Raw genomic sequence first — 22,489 nt, forward strand, 5'->3', positions numbered from 1 at the left:
TGAGAGAATTTTAAAATAATTCACCCAAAAAAGCAAAAAGCCGACACCCTGCCGACTTTTTGCCATGATGATGACTTTGGTAGATTACCAATCATCATCTTCGCTATCATTTTGTAGAATCATACCGCCTGCAACGGTATGGTAGGTTGCTTCATCAATCAAAATAAATGACCCTGTTGCTGTATTTTCGGCATATGGTGTCGCTAAAATTGGCTTTTGTAGGCGTAAAGTTACTTCACCTAAGTCATTCATAGTTAAAGTATCTTTATCACTAAAGTTGCTTAGGGTATGTACATCCCACACATGATTGATGCTATCGACTTTGGCAAACACAGTTTGCGTGGTGTGTTTTAATAAATATTTGCGTGCAGGGTTTAACGCACGGCTATCAAACCAGCATAAAGTCGCTCTAATTTCTTTGGTTGGCATACGCTTTGAATTGCTTGAGATCAGCATATCACCACGAGAAATGTCGATGTCATCGCTAAGGCGAATGGTAACTTGTTCACCACTAGTAGCAGATTGTACAATCCCATTTGGACTGATAATTTCGCTCACGCGGCTCACATGACCTGATGGCTCAACACGAATTTCATCGCCAACAGCCACTTGACCTGCTTCAATACGCCCTTGATAACCACGGAAATCATCTTGTTTATCGCCATCTGCACGCAGGACAAATTGTACAGGGAAATGGAAATTCACTTTATCTTCTTGGACAAATTCGCCTGTCGGTAAATCTTCTAAAATACCCAGCAATGCACCGCCTTGATACCACGGTGTATTATCGCTTTTATGGACGATATTATCGCCATTTAACGCTGAAATTGGGATAAATCGTACATCATTTAAGCCCAATTGTTCCGCTAAAGTTTCGTAAGCACGGACAATGGCATTAAATTTATCTTCACTAAAGCCAAGTAAATCCATTTTATTGACCGCCACCAGTACATGTGGACAGCGTAAATGTTTCAAAATGGCTGAATGGCGTTTGGTTTGTGGTAATAATTGGACGGGTTCTTGACTAAAATCAATTTGTGATGCGTCAAGTAATACCACCGCCGCATGAGCAGTTGATGCCCCTGTGACCATGTTACGGGTATATTGTTCATGCCCTGGCGTATCAGCGATGATAAATTTGCGTTTTGCCGTTGAAAAGTAGCGATACGCCACATCAATGGTAATGCCTTGTTCTCGTTCGGCTTCCAAACCATCAGTTAAAACAGAGAAGTCAATCACTTCAGATTGATTTTTGGTTTTAGCAAGGTTATTGAGTTGGTCGGTCAATAATGCCTTGCTATCGTATAATAAACGTCCAATCAGCGTGCTTTTGCCATCGTCCACGCTACCAGCGGTAATAAAGCGTAATGGGGCATATTGGTTTAAATTTGACATCTTGTTATCCTTTTTTTCAATTTAATGCGTTATCTGATGCAATTGCCATACAAATGGCTTTTGCTACTAGGCAAACGAGCGAAGTTGTACAAGTAGTACTACGAGCGAGTTTAACGACGTAGCAGAAGTCATTTGGCAGGCAATTTAGAAATAGCCCTGTTTCTTACGCTCTTCCATCGCCGCTTCACTCACTTGGTCATCAAGGCGAGTAGCACTACGTTCAGAGATTTCAACTACAGCAGTTTCGGCAATAATTTCTTCTGCGGTGCTTGCGGTACTTGCCACAGGACAAGTGCATGAAATATCGCCAACGGTACGGAAACGTACAGAGCGAATTTCGCTGACATCATCAGGTGCTTTTGGTGTTAATGGCGTAACAGGCACAAGTAAGCCATTTTTTGCCACAACTTCTCGTTCATGTGCATAGTAAATCGATGGTAATTCTAAGTTTTCACGTGCGATATATTGCCAGATGTCTAATTCTGTCCAGTTTGAAATTGGGAAAACTCGCATATTTTCGCCTTTATGGTGCTTGGCATTGTACAATGACCATAATTCTGGGCGTTGGGCTTTCGGGTCCCATTGTCCAAACTCATCACGGAAAGAGAAAATACGCTCTTTGGCACGGGCTTTTTCTTCATCTCGTCTTGCACCGCCCATCAAAGCATCAAATTTATGTTCGGCAATGGTTTCCAATAAAGTTACGGCTTGAGCGCCATTGCGTGAATCGGTTTCTTTACGCAAAACCACCGTGCCTTTAGCAATTGAATCTTCCACATGACCCACCACCAAGCGAGCATTTAATTTCTTCACTTGCTCATCACGAAATTGGATAACTTCTGGATAGTTATGCCCTGTATCAATATGGACTAATGGAAAAGGTAGTTCAATGTCTCGCCCTTCAATGGCAAAGGCTTTGCGAGCCAAAGCCAACAAAACGACCGAATCTTTACCGCCCGAAAACAGCAAAGCAGGATTGCTACATTCGGCAATCACTTCTCGAATGATATAAATTGACTCCGCTTCAAGCCAGTCAAGGTGTTTATTTTGCAGGGTTGTTTGTTCTGACATAATCATTACCTAATTTTATTGAATCTTAAAAATTTAAACTGGGATTTTTGCGTTTTTCCGCATTTTTCTGCGTTAAGCTACTTATGAAGTCCGCACTCTTTACTATCTCGGTTTTCCCACCACCAACGCCCAGAGCGAATGTCTTCACCTTCTTTGACAGGCATGGTGCATGGCTCACAGCCAATGCTTGGATAACCTTGACGGTATAATTCATTAAATGGAATGTTAAACTTTAAAATATATGCCCAAACATCTATCTCTGACCAGTCATAAATCGGATTATATTTGGCAATGCCACGACCATCATCGTGTTCGGCAAAGGGTAAATCCGTGCGAGTAACCGATTGTTCACGGCGTTGTCCTGTGAGCCACGCATCTGCATCTGCCAATGCTCGGTTTAATGGCTCAACTTTGCGGATAAAACAGCACTGCTTACGAGCATCGACACTGTCATAAAAGGCATTCGCCCCTTGTGTTTTGACATACTCATCGACCGCTGATGCATCAGGCGTATAGAGTTTAAAATTTAGGTTTGGATAGCGGGCTTGTACCACATCAATCAAAGCCAGCGTTTCATCATTCAGCCGTCCTGTCTGCAGGGTAAAGACTTCAATCTTTGCCCCAATATTCACCAAAGCATCGGTAATCACCATATCTTCCACAGCAAGACTGCTGGCAAATTTGACTTGGCTGTGTTGGCTGTCGATTTGGCGTAGTCGCTCGTGTAGCGTGATAATTTTGTCGTCCAAAGCGGCAAAATCAGCATCGCTTGGCGTGGGTATCTGCCAAAATTTTGGCTTAGTAATCATAGTGGCTCCCTATTGCAGGTGGCTTGCCTTGTTATAATGATGTCAATGCGGCGTGAAAATGAGCATTCAAATAAACATGATAAAATTATCACTGAAACGGCAAAATCGAAAATTACTTTTTGTACAAAGTAAATCGCTTTTTGGCATTAGAAAATTATAACCATCACAGATGCTGAGCAGATGCTGATTTTTTTACTTGGTTTTTGGTCGGTTTTGTCGCTACAAATCTGCCACACAACACCGTCAAATGATAAAAATTGTGCCAATAAATTATGCTATAGTGTGTATAATCAATCCATCAATGCCGACATCAGGATGGCATTGAACCATGAAATTGACCCAAATTAGGAAAAATTTGCGATGATGACACGCCTTGTACCTGCCGCCAGTGCCGTGCTTGCCACTTTATTTGTGAGTGCTTGTGCCAGTACGACGCCGACACCCACATCAACCATCAGCCAAACAACCGATACGCCACAGCGTCCTGTCGTAGCGCTCGTGCTTGGCGGTGGTGGTGCTCGTGGCTTTGCGCACATTGGGGTGATTGAGTCGCTCGAAGCACACGGCATCCGCCCTGATTTGGTGGTGGGTACGAGCGTCGGTGCGATGGTCGGCAGTGTCTATGCCAGTGGTGCGACACCTGCCCAGCTTGTCGCGATGGCAGATGAACTCAAAGAAACCGATTTGATTGACATCAGCCCATCCAAACAAGGCTTCATCGATGGCTCTCGCCTGCGTCAGTATATCAATACCCAAGTGGGCAATCGCCCGATAGAAGCATTTGCGATTCGCTTTGCTGCTGTCGCTACCGAGATGCAAAGCAAGCAAGCGGTCACTTTCCGCCAAGGTGAAGCGGGTCTGGCTGTACAGGCTTCTGCCAGTGTGCCAAACCTATTTATCCCACCACGCATCCCCGAAAACGGCGGCAAAAAATACATCGACGGCTCACAGTCTGCCCTACTGCCTGCTCGCATCGCCAAGAACATGGGCGCTGATGTGGTGATTGCGGTGGATTTGATGGCAAACGCCGATACCGTCGATACCGACAGCGATACCAAGACAAGCACCGACAAGCCAGACACCCCAAACACCGTCAGTATCGGCCGTGATGACACAGGCGTCCATGCCAAATGGGGCAATGAGACCATCCGTATCCCGATTGACATCGCCCAGATGAATGATGCCGCCAAAGGCTTGCCATTTGAGCTGCCGCTCGGGGATATCTTTGGCAATGTCCTAAAAGCCATCCCTGAAAGCACCCAAATCGAGCTACCAAAAGAGCTACCGAACAAACTGCCAAAAAATCCATCAGAATTTTGGCAACTGTTTGGCAATGTCGGCGCCAATATCAAAGCCAATCCTGCCGATATCAAAGCCAGTGATGTGGTGATTGCCCCTGATTTGTCCAAGTCGGCAGTGTTTGATACCACAGGTCGTACCGCACTGATTCAAGCTGGCAAAACCGCCACCGATGCCCAAATCGATGCCATCAAACAAGCCATCGCCACCGCACAATATCACTATGTGGGCAACGCTCAATAATGCTTTGCTTGTTTCAAACAACGGTCAATGGTATATTGACCGTTTTTGTTGGATAAGATAATTTTGATAGAATAACAGGGATTTATCATGCGGCTAAATGGTTTTGATGGGCATTATAACATTGACTTTGAAACCCTTCCTGATATTGATACTTTGGGAGAATGGATTGCTAAAAATTTGCCATACATCAGCTTTGTAGAAATTATTCGTAATACAGATAACCCAAAGGTTTTTTATAAAGAAAACGACAGTCATCAATCTTTTTGTCAATTAACAATCATTGATTTGATTGAAGACAATAAATATATGTATGAAGACATTCAAGCAAGGGGTTTATTTTATATAAACAATCTAGATACTGATTTTATGAGAAAATTTTTTAATGACTTGGCAATTTTTCTTGACATGAATATTTATATACCATGGGATGATATTGAAACAGAGATATTGGATTGGACTTTTTTCTGTTCTTGGTGTATCAATAATAAAGGAAAAAAGATTGTTTTTGATGCAGAAGAATTTGGCGATTTTAGCAAAACTTGTTATTTGGATAGCATTCCTCATGAGCAGCTTAGGGTGTATAAGCCATTATAATTGGTTTGGTGCGTGGTATGCGTCCTACCACTTAACCAACAAAACCCTCTTGGGAGTTGTTTGAACATAGTTGACCGTTACAGTCTAATCGCATGGAAAACGGTGGCGTAAAAAAAGGGAAGAAGTAACCATGGAAAATGATAAGCAGAAGCAATACGAAAGCCTATTAAATTTTAAAAGCAGGATATTTAACTTTTATCCTCCTCTTTATATAATAACTTTTTGGTCTTTATACCATTTTTTGGGTATTAAAAGCCCTCTTATACTTTTTTTTATTACTATTTTAATGCAAATCCCCATAGATTTTTGGTTTAGAAAGAAAAATATATGCCCTTGGTGTGGAAATAGTTTTTTTCTTTTTAGAAAAGATGGTACACAAGATATTAGCTTTAAGATATTTACCCAAACCCAATGTATTAACTGCGGACGACCCCATGGTAGTGACTTAACACCAAATAACCATAAAGAAAATAGCTTGGCACACTCTACATCAAAAGAAAAATATAACCATCAAGAATTGGTATTTAAGCCAGTTGCCAATGATACTAACAAACCCATCGCAATTAAAACTACTTCTACTATCAATGATGAACAAATATTACTTACTCAAAAAATAGATGAATATGAAAGTTTAATGTCATTTAAAACATTTATATTGTTTGGCTATCCTATTTTTGGACTAATGATAGCATTTGTTTTATTTAAATTTGTCTATCACAATCCGATGATTTTTATTGATGTAGTGGTTATTTTGTTGTGTATTGGTGTGTTTTGGTTTTATAAACGCAATCGTTGCCCTTGGTGTGATGATAAATTTTTTATTTTCAAAAAAGATGGAACAAAATCAATTAATTTTTATCATCAGACAAAGTGTATTAATTGTGGACAGCCTAATGATAATTAGTGCGTAGGTGCGTACAACGCACCATTGGAGCAGATTTATGGTGCGTTGTACAGACCTTGCCACCAATCCCATGACCAATGATCGATTGGACAACATCGGATTTACACCCACCATTTACCACCCAACAAAAAAACCCAATTGCATTGTACACAATTGGGTTTGGCGTTGTAAATACGGTCAATCCATCACACACGCTCAATGATCGTGGCGATACCTTGACCCAGACCGATACACATGGTGGCAAGACCGATTTGGGTATCTTGCTGTTCCATGACATTCAGTAGTGTCGTGGTGATACGAGCACCTGAGCAGCCAAGCGGATGACCCAGAGCGATCGCACCACCGTTGTGATTGACGATATCTTGCTTGTCTAGCAGATCTAAGCCTTTTAGCACCGCCAAGCCCTGAGCGGCAAAGGCTTCGTTCAGCTCGATGGTCTGAATGTCAGACAGCTGCAAGCCTGCGCGTTTTAATGCTTTTTGGGTCGCTGGCACAGGACCATAGCCCATGATCGCAGCATCACAGCCTGCGACCGCCATCGCACGAATGCGCGCGCGTGGTTTTAGACCCAGTGCTTTGGCTTTGGCTGCACTCATCACCAACATCGCTGATGCACCATCTGACAGCGCTGATGAAGTGCCTGCGGTGACCGTGCCGCCTTTTGGATCGAAGACAGGTTTTAGTGCTTGGAAAGCTTCGATATTGGCATCAGGGCGGATGACTTCATCGACGGTGCATAGCTGTAGATTACCATCAGCATCATGCCCTTCGATACCGACGATTTCATTGGCAAATCGCCCTTCGGTGGTTGCCGCCCATGCTTTTTTGTGCGAATTGACACCGAATTGGTCTTGCTCTTCACGAGTAATGCCGTTTAGGCGACCCAGCATTTCTGCAGTCAAGCCCATCATGTTTGACGCGCGCGCATAGTGCTTAGATGCTTTTAGGTTCAGGTCAATGCCGTGCGTCATCGCCACATGACCCATATGCTCAACGCCACCGATGATGAACGCATCGCCTTGATTGGTCATGATCTGTGCCGCTGCCGTGTGCAGTGCTTGCATCGATGAGCCACACAGACGGTTCACGGTTTGGGCGGCGACTGATTTTGGCACGCCTGCGATCAGCGCGGCATTACGGCCGATATTCATGCCCTGCTCTAGCGTTTGGTTCACACAGCCCCAAATCACATCTTCTAAAATCGCAGGATCAATGTCATTGCGCTCAATCAGCGCGCGAATCAGTGCCGCTGACAAGTCATCAGCGCGCACATTGCGAAACATACCATTTTTGGTCTTGCCCATCGCGCTACGCACGCCATCGACGATCACCACATCTTTTGGACTTAATACTGTCATTGTAATATCCCTTGTTATCAATTAGTAAAATGTCTTGCCAGCTTGTGCCATCTCAACCAGTTTGGCTGGTGCTTCGTACGCCTTACCAAGATGCGCGTATTTATTGCACAGCTCGACATAGTTCGCCACGCCGATTTGGTCGATATAACGGCAAGGACCGCCGCGGAACGGTGGGAAGCCTACGCCCATAATCATCGCCATGTCCGCTTCGCCTGCTGATGCGACGATGTTGTCTTCTAGGCAGCGCACGGTCTCGTTACAAAATGCGATCATCATACGATCAACGATTTCTTGATCATCGACGCTGCGGCTGTCGGTTTGAACCGCTTTTAATAGCTCATAAGTGGCATCATCGGCAAGTTTTTTCGGTTTGCCTTTTTTGTCCATTTCGTATTTATAAAAACCAACACCGTTTTTCTGACCCAAGCGATTGTTTTCAAACAAGTGCTTGATGCCGCCTTTATAATCAGGCTTCATACGGTCAGGGAAACCTTCTGCCATCACTTCTGCGCCATGCACGCCCGTGTCTAGACCGACGACATCAATCAGATAAGCAGGACCCATCGGCCAGCCGAAACGCTCCATCGCCTTATCCATCTGTACAAAGTCCACACCCTCTTTGAGCAGTAAATCAAACGCGCCAAAGTATGGGAACAGCACGCGATTCACCAAAAAACCAGGGCAGTCATTGACCACGACTGGGGTTTTGCCCATTTTTTGTGCCAAAGCGACCGTGGTCGCGATGGCTTTTTCGCTCGTTTTCTCACCGCGGATGACTTCGACCAGTGGCATACGATGCACAGGGTTAAAAAAATGCATACCGACGAAATTCTCAGGGCGTTTTAATGCCTTGGCTAAGCGCGTGATTGAGATGGTTGAAGTGTTCGACGCCAAGATCGCATCTTCTTTGACCAAGCTTTCGACTTCGGCAAGCACCGCTTCTTTGACCTTTGGATTTTCGACCACCGCTTCGATGACGATGTCAGTATTGCCAAAGTCACCATAATTAAGCGTCGGGCGAATACGAGATAGGGTCTCGCCCATCTTAGCAGGGGTGAATTTACCGCGCTCCACTTGCTTAGATAGCAGCTTGGTCGCTTCATTCATACCAAGCTCAAGCTGCTCGCTCTTGATGTCTTTCATGATGATCGGTAGGCCCTTGCTTGCTGCTTGATAAGCGATACCACCGCCCATGATGCCTGCGCCCAGTACCGCCGCTTCGCTGATTTCGTGCGCATCTTGACTGTGCTTGCTGGCAAGTTTTTTCACCAATTGATCATTTAAGAACAAGCCCACCAAAGCCGCTGCTTGCGGTGTCTTGGCTGCTTTGGCAAAGCCTGCTACTTCTACCTTGATCGCTGCATCGCGTGGCAGATTGATGTGTTTTTCGATCGCTTCGACCGCAAGCGCAATCGCAGGATACTGCTTTGGATTTGCCTTAGCAAAAATCATGCCCTTACCCGTATTGATGCTCATCGCTTGTTCAAGCTGATTAAGCTTCACTGGCTCAAGTTTTTCTTGGCGTTTGGCTTGCCAATTGATCTCGCCTGCGATGCATTTTTTTACAAGGTCAATCGCCGACTCGCGCAGTGCATCATCTGCCACCACCGCATCGACCAAGCCGACTTTCAAGGCTTCTTCAGGCTTATAAAATTTACCCGTCGATACCGCTTCTAGGATATTATCCACGCCGATCAAACGCGCACCACGCACCGTACCGCCCCAACCAGGGAAGATGCCAAGCTTGGTCTCAGGCAGACCAATCTGACCTGATGTGCCCATCACGCGGTATTCGCAGACCAAGGTCATCTCACAGCCGCCGCCCAATGCCGCGCCATTGATCGCTGCAACTTTTGGGAATGGCAAATCTTCAAAGCCGCTAAAGACTTGGTTAAAATCATACAGCCATGATTCTAGCTTGTCTTGTGGCCATTCAAAATATTCAACAAACTCGGTGATGTCCGCCCCTGCGATGAAGACTTTTTTACCCGATGTCAAAACCAAGCCCTTGATATCATCGCGCGCTTTTAGCAGCTCAACCACTTGGGCATATTCTTCACTGGTCGCACGGTCAAATTTATTGACGCTGCCATCTTTGGCATCATAACAAAACTCGACAATGCCCGCGGCCTGATCGATAAAATCAACCCAGATTTTATTTCCTTGAAAAATCATAAAAGCTCCTTGATGGATGTTTTGATAAAGTCGTTTTGATCAATGATCACTTGCAGGCTACTATACCACAAGGCTGTGACAATCTGACTTGCCCAAAGATGACCAATGGGTCATGATTTTGCACGCTGATTATCAGTAATAAAAAACACCCGATAGCATATCTATCGAGTGTTGATGGTTTGTATCGTCAAGCGATTATTTGCGCTCGCCAAGCTTGGCACTGATTTCGCGCAGTAGCAGTACTTCTTCTGATGGTTCAGCTGGTGCTTCTTCAGCCGCTTCAGCTTTGCGCAGCTTGTTCATGCCTTTGACCATCATAAAGATGATGAACGCTAGGATGATGAAGTTGATCACCACGGTGATGAAGCTACCATAGGCAAGCATTGGCGCGCCCGCTTCTTTTAGTGCGTCGTAGTTGTTCGCCACGCCTGCAGGCGCATCGCCCAATAGGATGTACATATTTTTGAAATCGATCTCACCGCCGACGATGAATGATACGATCGGCATGATGATGTCTTCAACCAATGAAGTGGTGATCTTGCCAAATGCTGCACCGATGATCACACCGACTGCCAAATCCATCACATTGCCTTTTAGGGCAAACTCTTTAAACTCTTGAACCATGCTCATGGTAAATACTCTCTTAACTTGATATTAATAATAAAGTACCTAAGCAATCTGTTTAGGTACTTTATTGTATAAACTGTACAACTTGTCAATCTGTCAGCATAACGCTTAAAAGTTGTGCAATTTTAACACAACCAAACAACCAAACTGTATCAAATGATGGTAGCTTTGTTATCTTATGTTAAAAAACAATACTACCTTCGTCGGATACGGTTTTTAGTCTTTTTTGCGACCTAGGCGTTTACGCTCGTTTTCGGTCAAGTAGCGTTTGCGGATACGGATTGATTGTGGCGTGACTTCTACCAGCTCATCATCTTCGATGAATTCTAGCGCCTGCTCAAGGGTATATTCTAGTGCAGGGGTTAGAATGATCGCATCGTCTGAGCCTGACGCGCGGATGTTGGTCAGCTGCTTGGCTTTGGTTGGGTTTACCACCATGTCATCTGAGCGTGAGTTGATACCGACGATCATGCCTTCATAGACTTCCAGCTGCGGCTTGGCAAACAGACGACCACGCTCTTGCAAGCTAAATAACGCATAAGCTAGGCAAGTACCTGTCACCATCGAGATCAAGACACCATTTTGGCGACCTGCGACGCTACCGCCTTTGGTCGGACCATAGTGGCTGAAGCTTGAAGTCATGATGCCCGTGCCTGATGTCATGGTCAAGAACGCTGAACGGAAACCGATCAAGCCACGCGATGGCACAGTCGCTTCGATGCGGATACGACCTTTGCCATCGACTTCCATATTGGTCAAATCGCCCTTACGGTTGCCCATCTCTTGCATTACCGCGCCTTGATGCTGTTCTTCGACATCGAAAGTGACATTTTCATAAGGCTCGCACATCACACCATCAATCTCTTTCATGATCACTTGCGGACGCGATACACCCAGCTCAAAGCCTTCGCGGCGCATATTTTCGATCAAGACAGACAAATGCAGCTCACCACGACCAGAGACTTTGAACTTCTCTGGACTGTCGGTATCTTCGACACGCAAGGCGACATTGTGAATCAATTCACGATCCAGACGCTCACGGATATTGCGTGAAGTGACAAATTTACCTTCTTTACCAGCAAATGGTGAATCATTCACTTGGAAAGTCATCGAGACAGTCGGCTCATCGACAGACAGCGCAGGCAGTGCTTCGACATTTTGTGGATCGCAGATGGTGTCTGAGATGTTCAGCGCATCAAGACCTGTCACACAGACGATATCGCCCGCTTGTGCAAAATCAACATCCACACGCTCAAGGCCATGATAGCCCATGATTTTTAGGATACGGCCATTGCGCTTATTACCATCTTTATCGATCACAGTCACTGGCGTATTGGTTTTGACCGAACCGCGCTGGATACGACCAACACCGATGACGCCCACGAAGCTGTTGTAGTCAAGGCTTGAGATCTGCATTTGGAATGGACCATCGACATCGACCTTTGGCGGCTCAACGATATCAACGATGGTCTCAAACAGTGGCGTCATGTCTGATGCCAAGTTATCAGGCTCAAGACCTGCGATACCGTTAATGCCTGATGCATAGACGATTGGGAAATCCAGCTGCTCATCGGTCGCGCCTAGGCTATCAAACAGATCAAATACTTGGTCAATCACCCAATCAGCACGCGCTGCTGGTTTGTCAATTTTATTGATGATGACAATCGGCTTTAGACCACGCGCGAAAGCTTTTTGGGTTACAAAGCGTGTCTGTGGCATCGGGCCTTCTTGTGAATCGACAAGCAATAGCACGCAGTCCACCATCGACATCACGCGCTCCACTTCGCCACCGAAGTCGGCGTGGCCTGGGGTATCGACGATGTTAATGCGGTATTCGGTATTGGTGCGCTTGTCTGTCCATTTGATGGCGGTGTTCTTGGCAAGGATGGTGATGCCACGCTCTGATTCCAAAGCGTTTGAGTCCATTACGCGCTCAATCTCGCCTGAGCGATCGCCCAATGCACCTGATTGCTGTAGCAACTTATCGACAAGAGTGGTTTTACCATGGTCAACATGGGCAATGATTGCGATGTTGCGCAAATTTTTGATAGTGTCTGACATAAAATCTCAATTTAACTTAAGGAGCGCACCGATATGCATCATATCAATGCCTAGGAGAAATTTGTGATATAGCCAAACAAATTTGAAATAAAACAAGCAAATCGAGCGAAGCTGTATATGTGGCACTATGAGCGCCTTAGCTTAAGCATTATTTCAAAGTTAGCAGACTATAATTCATAAAAAACCGTTTATTATAGCATATATTTAGGGTAAATTAAACCAACATTTGCCATCATCACACCAATCACACACCCCATAATAAAAAAGAACCACCCCGATGGGATGGTTCTTGATTGATCCAATCAATCTAAAGATTATTGAACTTGCATATCTTTAGTTTGTGGAACGGTAGTTACTTTGCTACCAGAGATAACCGCTTCTACACGACGGTTCATTGCTTTACCTTCGTCAGTGGTGTTTGGAGCGATCGGACGATCGAAGCCATAACCAACAGCGCTTAGACGGTTTGGAGCAATGCCGAACTCGTTAGATAGAACTGCTTTGATTGCGTTCGCACGAGCTTCAGATAGGCGTTGGTTGTAACGCGCATTTGAGCGTGCTGAATCTTTAGAAGCGTGACCTTCGATTTGTGCAGTTGCATTCGGGAATTCACGCATTTTTTCTGCTACTTTAGCGATTTCTTCACGGTATTGTGGTTTAACCGCTGATTTGTCGTAGTCGAAGAATACGCGTAGTTCTAGGCGTAGGTCTTCACGAACATCTACATCTACTGGGCAGCCGCGCTCATCAACAACAACATTTACTGGAGTGCCTGGGCAAGCGTCTAGGTGATCAGGCACACCGTCTTGGTCAGCGTCAGCAGTAGTGTCAGCGATTACAGTTGGCTCAACCAATGCAGGTGCAGCAACTGCAGGAGCTAGACGACCACCTAGAGTAACTTCTAGACCAGCTAGAGCTAGAGCTTCCCACCAGCTGTTATCGAAGTTATAGATACCACGAGCTTCACCGCGTAGTGCTAGTGCGTCGTTGATTAGGTAGCGAGCACCTAGACCAACATTACCGATGGTGTCTTTTGATTGTGCAACTTGTTGACCAGCTTTAACTGTTTGACCAGCTTTGATGCCTTGAGCGTTGCTGTCGTCAGCTACATATTGCTCTTGTGCTTCAACTTCGATCTTAGAACGACCAGCACCGATCAATGCATATGGCTTGAATTTGTTGTCAGCGTTGTAGCCAGTGATTTGTTCTAGACCAACTAGGAAGTTACCAGTGATCATTTCTTGCTCAACATCAAAGCGGTTCTCGCCTTTTTTTGCTGAGTATTCAGAAGCTTCACCATTTGCGTTAGATACGCCGTATTCTACTTGGAATTGAGTAGATGGAGTTAGTTCGATACCAACTGCTGCACCCGCGTATAGGCTGCTTTCTTTAGCAACGCCGCCATTTTTTGGGTTAGTGACATGTGATTGATTCACATAGTTGTTGTTTAGTTGCTTACCAGTACGAAGTACTTCGCGTTGCTCATCATCAGCCATGTTAGTGATGTGTGCACCGACTAGTGGAGTTACAGTAACGCCAGCTTGCGCAGCAACTGGAGCAACTGCAGCAGCAAGAACCGCTAGAGCGATTTTGTTCAGTTTCATAAATTCCTCCAAAGGAATGGTTGGGTTTTTTGAAAAAAGTGTAACATAACATTACTACGGCCTATTTTAGCACAAAGATCCCCAACTGCCAAACATATCTTAACGATATTTTTGCACTTGCATCACCTTGACATCGTATAGACCAAGACCGATGGGTAAAGCTTAACCGCAAATGTGATATTTTACAACCTTTTTTTTGCTGATTGATACACATTATTACATAAAAATTACCAATTTTTACGATGTAACGGCGTGTTTGTACAGAATTTGAACAATCTTAGTGGGGTTTGACATATTTTGTAGCATTTTTGCTCAAACTGCCCAAGATACAAAGTGTTCAATATTTATACAGGATTGGTAAACGCCTGCTTCATCGCCTTGACTGCATTGTCTAAGCCCATAAATACCGCATCAGCAATCAGCGCATGGCCGATGTTCAGCTCATGAATGCCATCAATCTGCGCGATGGCAGCGACATTGTCTCGCGTCAAACCATGCCCTGCATTGACCAGAAGATCAGAATTTGCCTTAGCATGAGCGACCGCTACCTTGATGCGTGCCAATTCTTCTTGGGTCTTGGCGGCATCACGATCCAAAGTGGCGTGCGCATAAGTACCTGTGTGCAGCTCGATGGCATCGGCTTTGAGCGCGATTGCGGTGTCGATTTGGTGCAAATCAGGATCGATAAACAGCGACACCAAAATGCCCGCTGCCTGTAGCCTAGCGATAAACTCACCCAGATTTGGCAAATTGGCAATGTCCAGACCGCCTTCTGTGGTCAGCTCTTGGCGCTTTTCTGGGACAAGGCACACCCATGCAGGACGCACATCCAGCGCGATGGCAAGCATCTCATCGGTGACCGCCATCTCAAGATTCATGCGCGTGGTTAGGCGTTTTGCCATCTCATAGACATCAGCATCGCGAATGTGGCGACGGTCTTCGCGCAGATGCAAGGTGATGCCTTCTGCGCCCGCCTGCTCACAAATCAGCGCGCCTGCAATCGGGCAAGGATAGCCCACGCCGCGTGCATTTCGCAAGGTGGCGATGTGGTCGATATTGACGCCCAATAATGGTGTATTCATGGCTTTTCCTTTATGTTTTAATAAAATTTATAACATCAATCAATTTAGATTTATTTAACCATAGCGTAAGCTTTGTTGCCACAATGTGCGGCTGTGCAAAGGCTTATAATCCAGTAGGCTATCCATCAGTTGCCGCTGCAGCTGATTGAACTGCTCCAAAAATGGCAATACCGCCGCCTGCTCATCATCAGCATCGAGCGCAGCCCCCATCTGCATCAGCTCATCACCGCTGTAGCGGTGGCGACTGACTTTGGTGGTCAATTTGGCATCATTAATCAGCTCTGCCTGATCAGGCAAAAAGCCCATCTGTGGCACGAAGCGATACACGCCATCAGCAGTAATCAGCGCGCCTGTGCCATCGGTAACAAAATCCAATGCCACGCCAAGTTCAGCGAAAATCACACGCTCAAAGGCACGCAGATACACACAAGTGGCAACAAATTCATCACTCTGCGGCAGATTAAGTAGATCAAGGCTTTGTAATTTTGCCAATTTATGATGGTAAGTCTGCCACAGCATGGGACATGGATTTTCTGCTGCCAAAAGCCGCGTCAAAACTTCATTCATATAAAGCAGCGCATAGCGCACACGCCCTTTGATCACCCCAAATCCTGTCGGCACGGCAGGCAATGCCATCGCATCGACAAATTCACTGGCAAATCCTAAGCTTGGCTGACTAAAGCTTTTTAGGGCGTGATTGCCCGTCGCCAAAAGCCACACAGGGCTAAATAAAGGCAAGCCACGCACACCCACGCCATGCACCACGCCATGCTCATGACTGAAAAACTGGTAAATCGCCCTTTTTTCTTGATAAGCCCGACTGTGTAGCACATAGCCATTGAGTGCCGTGGCACGCATAACTTTTTCCTAACTTAGCAAGGTTGCGATGGGTTATACAGGTGTCAAATTTTTAATAACCCAAACTGTTCAGCGCGCGCTCATCATCCGACCAGCCGCGCTTGACTTTCACCCACAGCGTCAGCATGATTTTGCGGTCAAACAGCACTTCCATATCCTTACGCGCATCGATGCCCACTTGCTTGATTCGCGCGCCTTTATCACCGATGATGATGGATTTTTGACCTGCGCGCTCAACGAAAATTGTCGCATCGATGAAAGTCACCGCACGACGCCATTTGCCTGTCTCAGGATCTTGGTGCGCAGGCTCGTCTTTAAAGGTGTCAATCTGCACGGTCAGATCATACGGCACTTCATCGCCTGATGTGCGCATGATTTTTTCACGGATAATCTCCGATGCCAAGAAACGCTCTGAGCGGTCGGTGATTTGCTCAGCATCAAAAATTGGCGGGCGCATCGGCAGATATTCACCGATGACTTGCACCAGTCGCTCAAGATTATGGCGGCGCAGCGCCGATACTGGCACGATGTCAGCAAAATCAAAGCTTTCATTGAAACTTTCGATCAATGGCAACAGCTGCGCTTTATCCTTAATCGTGTCTGATTTATTGATCACCAGCACCACAGGCAGATTGGTCTGTGACAGCTTTTCTAGGGTCAATAAGTCATCTTCGCGCCACTGCAAACTATCGACGACGAACAGCACCAAATCAACATCTTGCAGTGCTGAGATCGCCGCCTTATTCATGCGCTCATTGATCGCGCGCACTTCTTTACTGTGAATCCCTGGTGTATCGACAAAGACGATTTGCTTGGCTTCATCGGTCAAGATGCCGTGAATGCGATGGCGCGTGGTTTGTGGTTTGCGCGAAGTGATGGATAATTTTTGACCCAATAAATGGTTCATCAAAGTCGATTTACCGACATTTGGACGACCGACGATCGCCACAAAACCTGCCTTAAAAGCATCATTGACAGAGGTTGATTGAGTTTCAAAAAACGCCGCAATGGTGTCTTCGTTGTTTGGATTTGTGTGATCAGTCATACATTACCTTTTTGGGCTTAATATTTGCTGTAAAAAAGCGAGATTAGATTTTGATAGAAAGTTTGTGCAGCTGATTGATCATCAATTCAGCGCATTTTTGTTCGGCGATACGGCGCGACGCCCCAGTCTCAGTGATGGCTTTTGCTCCTACGACCGCGACCGAGCAAGTTACGACAAAGGTTTGATTGGGTGCATTGCCCTGGGTGTCAATCAGCTCATAAGTCGGTAGCGCCAAGCGATTGCCCTGCAACAGCTCTTGTAGGCGTGATTTGGCATCTTTTAGCACCGTTTCTTGACCAACTTCATCGATCAGATCACCATACCAAGTCAGCACCACATCATTGACCAGCTGACTGTCACCACTGTCCAGATAAATCGCTGCAATCAGTGCTTCGACCGCATCAGCTAGGATGGATGCGCGATGACGACCGCCGCCTTTACGCTCGCCCACGCCCAAGATCAGATGGCGTGATAATTCCAAGCGTTCGGCAATCTGCACCAAAGTCTCTTGGCGCACCAAAGTAGCACGCATACGCGTCAGTCGCCCTTCATCATGATTAGGATAACGCAAAAATAAGCCACGCGCAATCACCACGCCAAGTAGTGCATCTCCCAAAAACTCCAGTCGCTCATAGCTGTTTTTTGGGTCGTATGAGCGATGGGTCAAGGCTTGGCGCGGCAAGGCAGGATTGGCAAAGTGATGACCCAATTTTTGGCACAAAATGGGCAATCCTTGCTCAAAATCACTAAAATGCGGCTGCTGACTGGGCAATTTGCTGATTTTTTTGGTCACTTGCGCCCCTTAGTCGATCGCGCCATTGCGGCTAAAGCTTGGCAGATTCAAACCCGGTTCTTTGTGCATCCAGATATAAGTCGCTTTGCCTGACAGGTTTTTTTCTGGAACAAAGCCCCAAAAACGCCCATCTTCACTGCGATCGCGGTTATCACCCATCACAAAATATTGCCCTTCAGGTACGGTAATCGACCACTGCACGCCTGCCGAAGTCGTCAGCTCTGGCGAGTTTTCGAGTAAAAATGGCGCATAGGCAGACGCATTGACATTCGCCACATAGCGCGCATTAAAGCTGTGCTTGCCTAAGGTTTCTTGTTGATAACGCGCATGGCTTTCTTCTTCACGACCCAAAGCAGCGCGCTGATCATCGCTCACCGACTCGCCATTGATCGCCGCAGGATACATCTGATCGATCAGACGCGGCTGCATTTGATAAGTGACTTTTTGGGTATCGATCGCTTTGGCATTGATGCTGATGATGCCATTATTAAAGCTCACCGTATCACCTGGTAAACCAATCACGCGCTTGATGAAATAGATATTTTCTTTCATTGGATAGCGAAATACCGCGACATCGCCATGCTCAGGGCTGCCCGTATCGGCAATCTTAGTATGGGTAATCGGCAGACGCAGACCGTAGGCGGTCTTATCAACCAAGATAAAATCACCCGTATAAAGCGTCGGCACCATCGATGACGATGGGATATTAAACGGCTCAACGATGAACGAGCGAACGATGACAATCACCGCAAGCACTGGCAAAAACTCATACGCCCAGCGCACCAAGAAATTCTCACTCGGTGGATTGCCTTGTAAAGTGGCTTGTTTGGCTAGGTTGTTTTGGTGCGTTTGATATGCTTGCTTGACCGCATCAGGCGTGCTGTCATCAGGGCGAAAATTCTCCACTGTCGCAGTTATTCCTGCCGCTGATAACGCCGATGCCAATGCCGCTTGGCTGTCTTTGCTTTGTGCTTGCAATGCCTTGCTATCTTTATCAAATTGCTTGACGGCACGATGCTGCTTGAGTGCAAATTTATCCACCAACCAAATGAGCAAAAACACCAATGTCACAGGCACAATGACAAGATTAATATCAAAATCCACCAAACTCTCCTACAGTTGAAATTCTCACGATCAGCGGGGCGTTGCACGCCGTGCGGATATTATAACAACTGCTTGTATCTTCAGTTAAAATCAATGGTATAACAAATGTATAAACGCGACCGCCTACGCAAGCAATGCGTAACGATTTACCGTCAGCTATCAACTTTAAGCACCGCCAAGAAAGCTTCTTGTGGGATCTCAACGCTACCCACTTGTTTCATGCGTTTTTTACCTGCTTTTTGCTTTTCAAGCAGCTTTTTCTTACGGCTGACATCACCGCCATAACACTTGGCAAGGACATCTTTACGCATTGCTTTGACTGTGCTACGAGCGATGATTTGGCTACCGATAGCAGCTTGGATAGCGACATCAAACATTTGGCGTGGAATCAGCTCTTTCATCTTCTCAACAAGCTGACCACCACGACGGCGTGCGTGCTCTTGGTGGCAAATCATCGCCAGCGCATCGACTTTTTCGCCATTAATCAAGACATCGACACGCACCAGTTTATCGGTTTCATAGCGTTCAAAATTATAATCCAATGATGCAAAACCACGGCTGGCAGACTTCAATTTATCAAAGAAATCCATCACCACTTCGCCCATCGGAATGTCAAATACCACCTGCACTTGGCGTGCCATAAACTTCATATCCACCTGCACACCGCGACGCTCAATGGCAAGCGTGATGACATTGCCCAGATATTCTTGGGGTACTAGGATATGACAACGAGCGATCGGCTCACGGAACTCTGCGATTACGCCGACATCAGGCAGTTTTGATGGGTTATCAACATAGACGATGTCGCCATTTTTCTTGACCACTTCATAAATTACCGATGGCGCGGTGGTGATCAGATCCAAGTCATATTCGCGCTCAAGGCGTTCTTGGATGATCTCCATGTGCAGCATACCAAGGAAACCACAGCGAAAACCAAAGCCCAACGCTTCAGAAGTATCTGGCTCAAAAAACAGCGCCGCATCGTTGATTTGTAGCTTTTGTAGCGCTTCACGGAATTTTTCAAAATCACTTGAGTCAATCGGGAACATCCCTGCATAGACCTGCGGTGTCACTTTTTGAAATCCAGGGATGTTATCAACATCTGGCGTCTTGGCGTGCGTGATGGTATCACCAACTGGCGCACCTTGAATGTCCTTAATTCCTGCAATCACAAAGCCCACTTCGCCTGCGTACAAAACATCCGTCTCAAGCGATTTTGGGGTAAAGACACCGATCAATGTGACGATGTGACTTTCTCCTGTCGATTTGATAAAAATCTTATCGCCTTTTTGTACGCTGCCTTCACGAACGCGCACCAATGAGACGACGCCCAAATAATTATCAAACCACGAATCAATGATCAGCGCCTGCAGCGGTGCATCGCGATCACCAACAGGCGCAGGAATACGCTCCACCAGCACTTGTAGCAGCTCATCAACACCAAGACCTGACTTAGCCGAAACGCGCGGTGCGTCCGCTGCTTCGATGCCGATGATGTCTTCGATCTCTTCGATAACGCGCTCAGGCTCAACTTGTGGCAGATCGATTTTGTTTAAAACAGGCAATACTTCTAAGCCCTGCTCAACCGCGGTATAGCAGTTGGCAACTGATTGTGCTTCTACGCCTTGGGCTGCATCGACGACCAATAGCGCACCTTCACACGCTGCCAATGAACGCGACACTTCATAGCTGAAATCCACATGACCAGGGGTGTCGATGAAGTTTAGCTGATAACGCTCGCCATTAGGATGATCATAGTGCAAAGTCACTGACTGCGCCTTGATGGTAATGCCGCGCTCACGCTCAATGTCCATCGAATCAAGCACCTGCGCTTGCATTTCACGGTCAGACAGACCGCCACAGACTTGGATAAAACGGTCGGCCAGAGTCGATTTGCCATGGTCAATATGGGCAATGATCGAAAAGTTACGAATCTTGGTAATGTCAGTTGGTTTTTTGGTGCTCATACGATCAACGCTCAGCGTATAAAAAAAATGATAAAATAGCTATCTATTTTACATGATTTGTATGACTTTCGCCATATAATTTAAAGGATGGATAAAGAAAATCCCACCGTCTTGGCAGGATTGATTTGGCAAATGAATGGGAGCGCTTGGCGACAATAATGCCAAACTCTCGCTTAGTGCAGTCCGTGTTTGCTGGATTTTTTTGGTGGCACGCCAACATCTTGAGCATGGATATACGGCAATGCCCATGGCGATGTACCATAAAACGAGCCGTTCAGCTGTGTTTGTTCAATCAGATATTCACGAAATTTTAGATAAAATTCATGATCAGGCGCAACAGGATTGCCCCAAAACTCATCCAATGACTGCTGATCAGTCAGACGCTCAATGTCATACAGCGCGCGACCCATGATTTTGGTGGGTTTTTGGTGATAAATCGACTGCAAGCCTGTGGTGCTATTGACCGTAATCATGCCGATGCTGTGGCGAATCAAGCTTGGCAGATGCATATCACAGCCATAATGCGCACGCCCTTGTAAACCCAATTCATCCGCCCATTGGTGAATCAGTGCTTTATAATCGCGATGTCCCCGATCAAGCGGATGGTGTTTAAATAAAATTTGCGTGTCTTTGGGCGCGAACTTGGCAAACGACACCATCACTTCACGAATAAAGTCAGTGACATCATCATAATCACTGTGATGGGTGATTTGTGAATCGTTATGCACTTGTAAGCTGACCAGATAATACTGCTCGCTTGCGGTGCGCGTTAGGCGTTTTTGTAGCCATTTATCAGGATAATATCGTGCAATTTTTCTAAATGGTGCAATCAGCCACGCAACCATTTCTTGCCAAATCGATAAGCCGCGATAATGCTCATAATGCGGATAACGCCACTGCCCCAAAAAGACGATGGCATAATAGACGATGCTTGCCACACACAGTCGCCAAAAGCGATTGGCGGTGTATTTGGGCTTGTCATTGGCTTGATCAAAGCTTTCGATCATCGCAGGATTGAGCTGCGAAAACCCATTGATACCACCTTCTTCAAGCGTGATATAATCAGGGCGCAGATAGCCTTCTTCAAAGACAAAAAACGAGACGCCAAGCCGCGTGGTGACATCTTTGGCGATCATATGATATGGGCGGCAGTCATTAAAGCACACCACCGCATCGATCTGATGTTCTTGGATAATCTTTGTAATGAATGCGTCAAATTCATCCAAGCGGCCACGAAAGTTGGACATCTTATCCTTGTGGCAGTAGAAAAACGCATCGCCAGCATTGAAGTTAATCTTATGAACCTGTCTGCCGCCGTCCATCAAAAAAGTCGCAAAACGACAAAAAAACGCCCCCATCTTGCCTTGTAATAGCAAGATGTTTTGGTGGTCAAGCAGTCGTTTCATGGATGCGGACATGACAAGCCCTGTGGCAAAATGGCTAAATAGCGACTAAATACTGGCGATTGCACCGTGTTAGACATATAAACTGTCTAAATTT

The 22,489-nt window shown here is 46.0% G+C and carries 18 protein-coding genes; 3 read left to right on the plus strand and 15 right to left on the minus strand.

Annotated features, from left to right (window positions below; translation table 11 throughout):
- Positions 1-84: 84 nt before the first annotated feature.
- From NGM44_RS04730 to NGM44_RS04740, 3 genes are all read right to left on the minus strand, one after another.
- Positions 85-1,395: a sulfate adenylyltransferase subunit 1 gene (locus NGM44_RS04730; RefSeq protein WP_253224456.1), complete on the minus strand. Its 1,311-nt coding sequence runs from the start codon at positions 1,393-1,395 to the stop codon at positions 85-87.
- Positions 1,396-1,539: 144 nt separating this feature from the next.
- Entirely contained in the window at positions 1,540-2,466 is a 927-nt protein-coding gene (gene cysD / locus NGM44_RS04735; RefSeq protein WP_253224457.1) for a sulfate adenylyltransferase subunit CysD, read from the minus strand.
- Positions 2,467-2,543: 77 nt separating this feature from the next.
- A complete protein-coding gene (locus NGM44_RS04740; protein WP_253224458.1) occupies positions 2,544-3,275 on the minus strand; it encodes a phosphoadenylyl-sulfate reductase in 732 nt (243 codons plus the stop codon).
- Between the two features lie 360 nt (positions 3,276-3,635).
- Between NGM44_RS04740 and NGM44_RS04745 the strand changes: the two genes are divergently transcribed.
- The 3 genes from NGM44_RS04745 to NGM44_RS04755 all read left to right on the plus strand — a co-directional run bounded on the left by NGM44_RS04745 (position 3,636) and on the right by NGM44_RS04755 (position 6,315).
- Positions 3,636-4,817 carry a patatin-like phospholipase family protein gene (locus tag NGM44_RS04745; RefSeq protein ID WP_253224459.1) on the plus strand — a complete coding sequence of 394 codons (1,182 nt, stop codon included), beginning with the start codon at positions 3,636-3,638 and terminating at the stop codon, positions 4,815-4,817.
- Between the two features lie 87 nt (positions 4,818-4,904).
- Positions 4,905-5,411: a hypothetical protein gene (locus NGM44_RS04750; RefSeq protein ID WP_253224460.1), complete on the plus strand. Its 507-nt coding sequence runs from the start codon at positions 4,905-4,907 to the stop codon at positions 5,409-5,411.
- 130 nt (positions 5,412-5,541) lie between these two features.
- The gene (locus NGM44_RS04755) at positions 5,542-6,315 is read left to right on the plus strand and encodes a hypothetical protein (RefSeq protein WP_253224461.1); all 774 of its coding nucleotides are present in this window, start codon (positions 5,542-5,544) and stop codon (positions 6,313-6,315) included.
- 185 nt (positions 6,316-6,500) lie between these two features.
- Here the strand turns inward: NGM44_RS04755 and fadA are convergent, their stop codons facing one another.
- From fadA to NGM44_RS04815, 12 genes are all read right to left on the minus strand, one after another.
- Positions 6,501-7,673 carry an acetyl-CoA C-acyltransferase FadA gene (fadA, locus tag NGM44_RS04760; RefSeq protein WP_253224462.1) on the minus strand — a complete coding sequence of 391 codons (1,173 nt, stop codon included), beginning with the start codon at positions 7,671-7,673 and terminating at the stop codon, positions 6,501-6,503.
- Between the two features lie 21 nt (positions 7,674-7,694).
- Positions 7,695-9,848, minus strand: coding sequence for a fatty acid oxidation complex subunit alpha FadB (gene fadB / locus NGM44_RS04765; RefSeq protein ID WP_253224463.1), 2,154 nt, complete (start codon positions 9,846-9,848; stop codon positions 7,695-7,697).
- Between the two features lie 195 nt (positions 9,849-10,043).
- Positions 10,044-10,478 (minus strand): large conductance mechanosensitive channel protein MscL, encoded by a 435-nt coding sequence (gene mscL, locus NGM44_RS04770; RefSeq protein WP_253224464.1) that lies wholly within the window; start codon positions 10,476-10,478, stop codon positions 10,044-10,046.
- 213 nt (positions 10,479-10,691) lie between these two features.
- Positions 10,692-12,536 (minus strand): translational GTPase TypA, encoded by a 1,845-nt coding sequence (typA, locus tag NGM44_RS04775; RefSeq protein WP_253224465.1) that lies wholly within the window; start codon positions 12,534-12,536, stop codon positions 10,692-10,694.
- A 314-nt stretch (positions 12,537-12,850) separates the two neighbouring features.
- Positions 12,851-14,140, minus strand: coding sequence for an OmpA family protein (locus tag NGM44_RS04780; RefSeq protein WP_253224466.1), 1,290 nt, complete (start codon positions 14,138-14,140; stop codon positions 12,851-12,853).
- A 344-nt stretch (positions 14,141-14,484) separates the two neighbouring features.
- A complete protein-coding gene (locus NGM44_RS04785) occupies positions 14,485-15,222 on the minus strand; it encodes a pyridoxine 5'-phosphate synthase (RefSeq protein ID WP_253224467.1) in 738 nt (245 codons plus the stop codon).
- 54 nt (positions 15,223-15,276) lie between these two features.
- Positions 15,277-16,080 carry a DNA repair protein RecO gene (locus NGM44_RS04790; protein ID WP_253224468.1) on the minus strand — a complete coding sequence of 268 codons (804 nt, stop codon included), beginning with the start codon at positions 16,078-16,080 and terminating at the stop codon, positions 15,277-15,279.
- Between the two features lie 52 nt (positions 16,081-16,132).
- Positions 16,133-17,125 (minus strand): GTPase Era, encoded by a 993-nt coding sequence (gene era, locus NGM44_RS04795; protein WP_253224469.1) that lies wholly within the window; start codon positions 17,123-17,125, stop codon positions 16,133-16,135.
- 43 nt (positions 17,126-17,168) lie between these two features.
- Positions 17,169-17,918, minus strand: a complete 750-nt coding sequence (gene rnc, locus NGM44_RS04800) for a ribonuclease III (RefSeq protein WP_253224470.1) — start codon at positions 17,916-17,918, stop codon at positions 17,169-17,171.
- A gap of 9 nt (positions 17,919-17,927) precedes the next feature.
- Complete coding sequence (gene lepB, locus NGM44_RS04805) at positions 17,928-19,022, minus strand: signal peptidase I (RefSeq protein WP_253224471.1); 1,095 nt, start codon at positions 19,020-19,022, stop codon at positions 17,928-17,930.
- A gap of 152 nt (positions 19,023-19,174) precedes the next feature.
- Positions 19,175-20,989 carry a translation elongation factor 4 gene (gene lepA, locus NGM44_RS04810; protein WP_253224472.1) on the minus strand — a complete coding sequence of 605 codons (1,815 nt, stop codon included), beginning with the start codon at positions 20,987-20,989 and terminating at the stop codon, positions 19,175-19,177.
- Between the two features lie 173 nt (positions 20,990-21,162).
- Positions 21,163-22,407, minus strand: coding sequence for a capsule biosynthesis protein (locus NGM44_RS04815; RefSeq protein ID WP_253224473.1), 1,245 nt, complete (start codon positions 22,405-22,407; stop codon positions 21,163-21,165).
- Positions 22,408-22,489: the final 82 nt, after the last annotated feature.

The sequence above is a fragment of the Moraxella sp. FZFQ2102 genome (assembly GCF_024137865.1).
GTDB lineage: Bacteria > Pseudomonadota > Gammaproteobacteria > Pseudomonadales > Moraxellaceae > Moraxella.

Coding starts and splice junctions, on each gene's coding strand:
- typA (WP_253224465.1), bottom strand. CDS start 12,536: ATGTCAGACACTATCAAAAATTTGCGCAACATCGCAATCATTGCCCAT.
- NGM44_RS04815 (WP_253224473.1), bottom strand. CDS start 22,407: ATGTCCGCATCCATGAAACGACTGCTTGACCACCAAAACATCTTGCTA.
- NGM44_RS04785 (WP_253224467.1), bottom strand. CDS start 15,222: ATGAATACACCATTATTGGGCGTCAATATCGACCACATCGCCACCTTG.
- era (WP_253224469.1), bottom strand. CDS start 17,125: ATGACTGATCACACAAATCCAAACAACGAAGACACCATTGCGGCGTTT.
- NGM44_RS04730 (WP_253224456.1), bottom strand. CDS start 1,395: ATGTCAAATTTAAACCAATATGCCCCATTACGCTTTATTACCGCTGGT.
- NGM44_RS04790 (WP_253224468.1), bottom strand. CDS start 16,080: ATGCGTGCCACGGCACTCAATGGCTATGTGCTACACAGTCGGGCTTAT.
- lepA (WP_253224472.1), bottom strand. CDS start 20,989: ATGAGCACCAAAAAACCAACTGACATTACCAAGATTCGTAACTTTTCG.
- NGM44_RS04755 (WP_253224461.1), top strand. CDS start 5,542: ATGGAAAATGATAAGCAGAAGCAATACGAAAGCCTATTAAATTTTAAA.
- NGM44_RS04740 (WP_253224458.1), bottom strand. CDS start 3,275: ATGATTACTAAGCCAAAATTTTGGCAGATACCCACGCCAAGCGATGCT.
- fadB (WP_253224463.1), bottom strand. CDS start 9,848: ATGATTTTTCAAGGAAATAAAATCTGGGTTGATTTTATCGATCAGGCC.
- cysD (WP_253224457.1), bottom strand. CDS start 2,466: ATGTCAGAACAAACAACCCTGCAAAATAAACACCTTGACTGGCTTGAA.
- fadA (WP_253224462.1), bottom strand. CDS start 7,673: ATGACAGTATTAAGTCCAAAAGATGTGGTGATCGTCGATGGCGTGCGT.
- mscL (WP_253224464.1), bottom strand. CDS start 10,478: ATGAGCATGGTTCAAGAGTTTAAAGAGTTTGCCCTAAAAGGCAATGTG.
- NGM44_RS04780 (WP_253224466.1), bottom strand. CDS start 14,140: ATGAAACTGAACAAAATCGCTCTAGCGGTTCTTGCTGCTGCAGTTGCT.
- NGM44_RS04750 (WP_253224460.1), top strand. CDS start 4,905: ATGCGGCTAAATGGTTTTGATGGGCATTATAACATTGACTTTGAAACC.
- NGM44_RS04745 (WP_253224459.1), top strand. CDS start 3,636: ATGATGACACGCCTTGTACCTGCCGCCAGTGCCGTGCTTGCCACTTTA.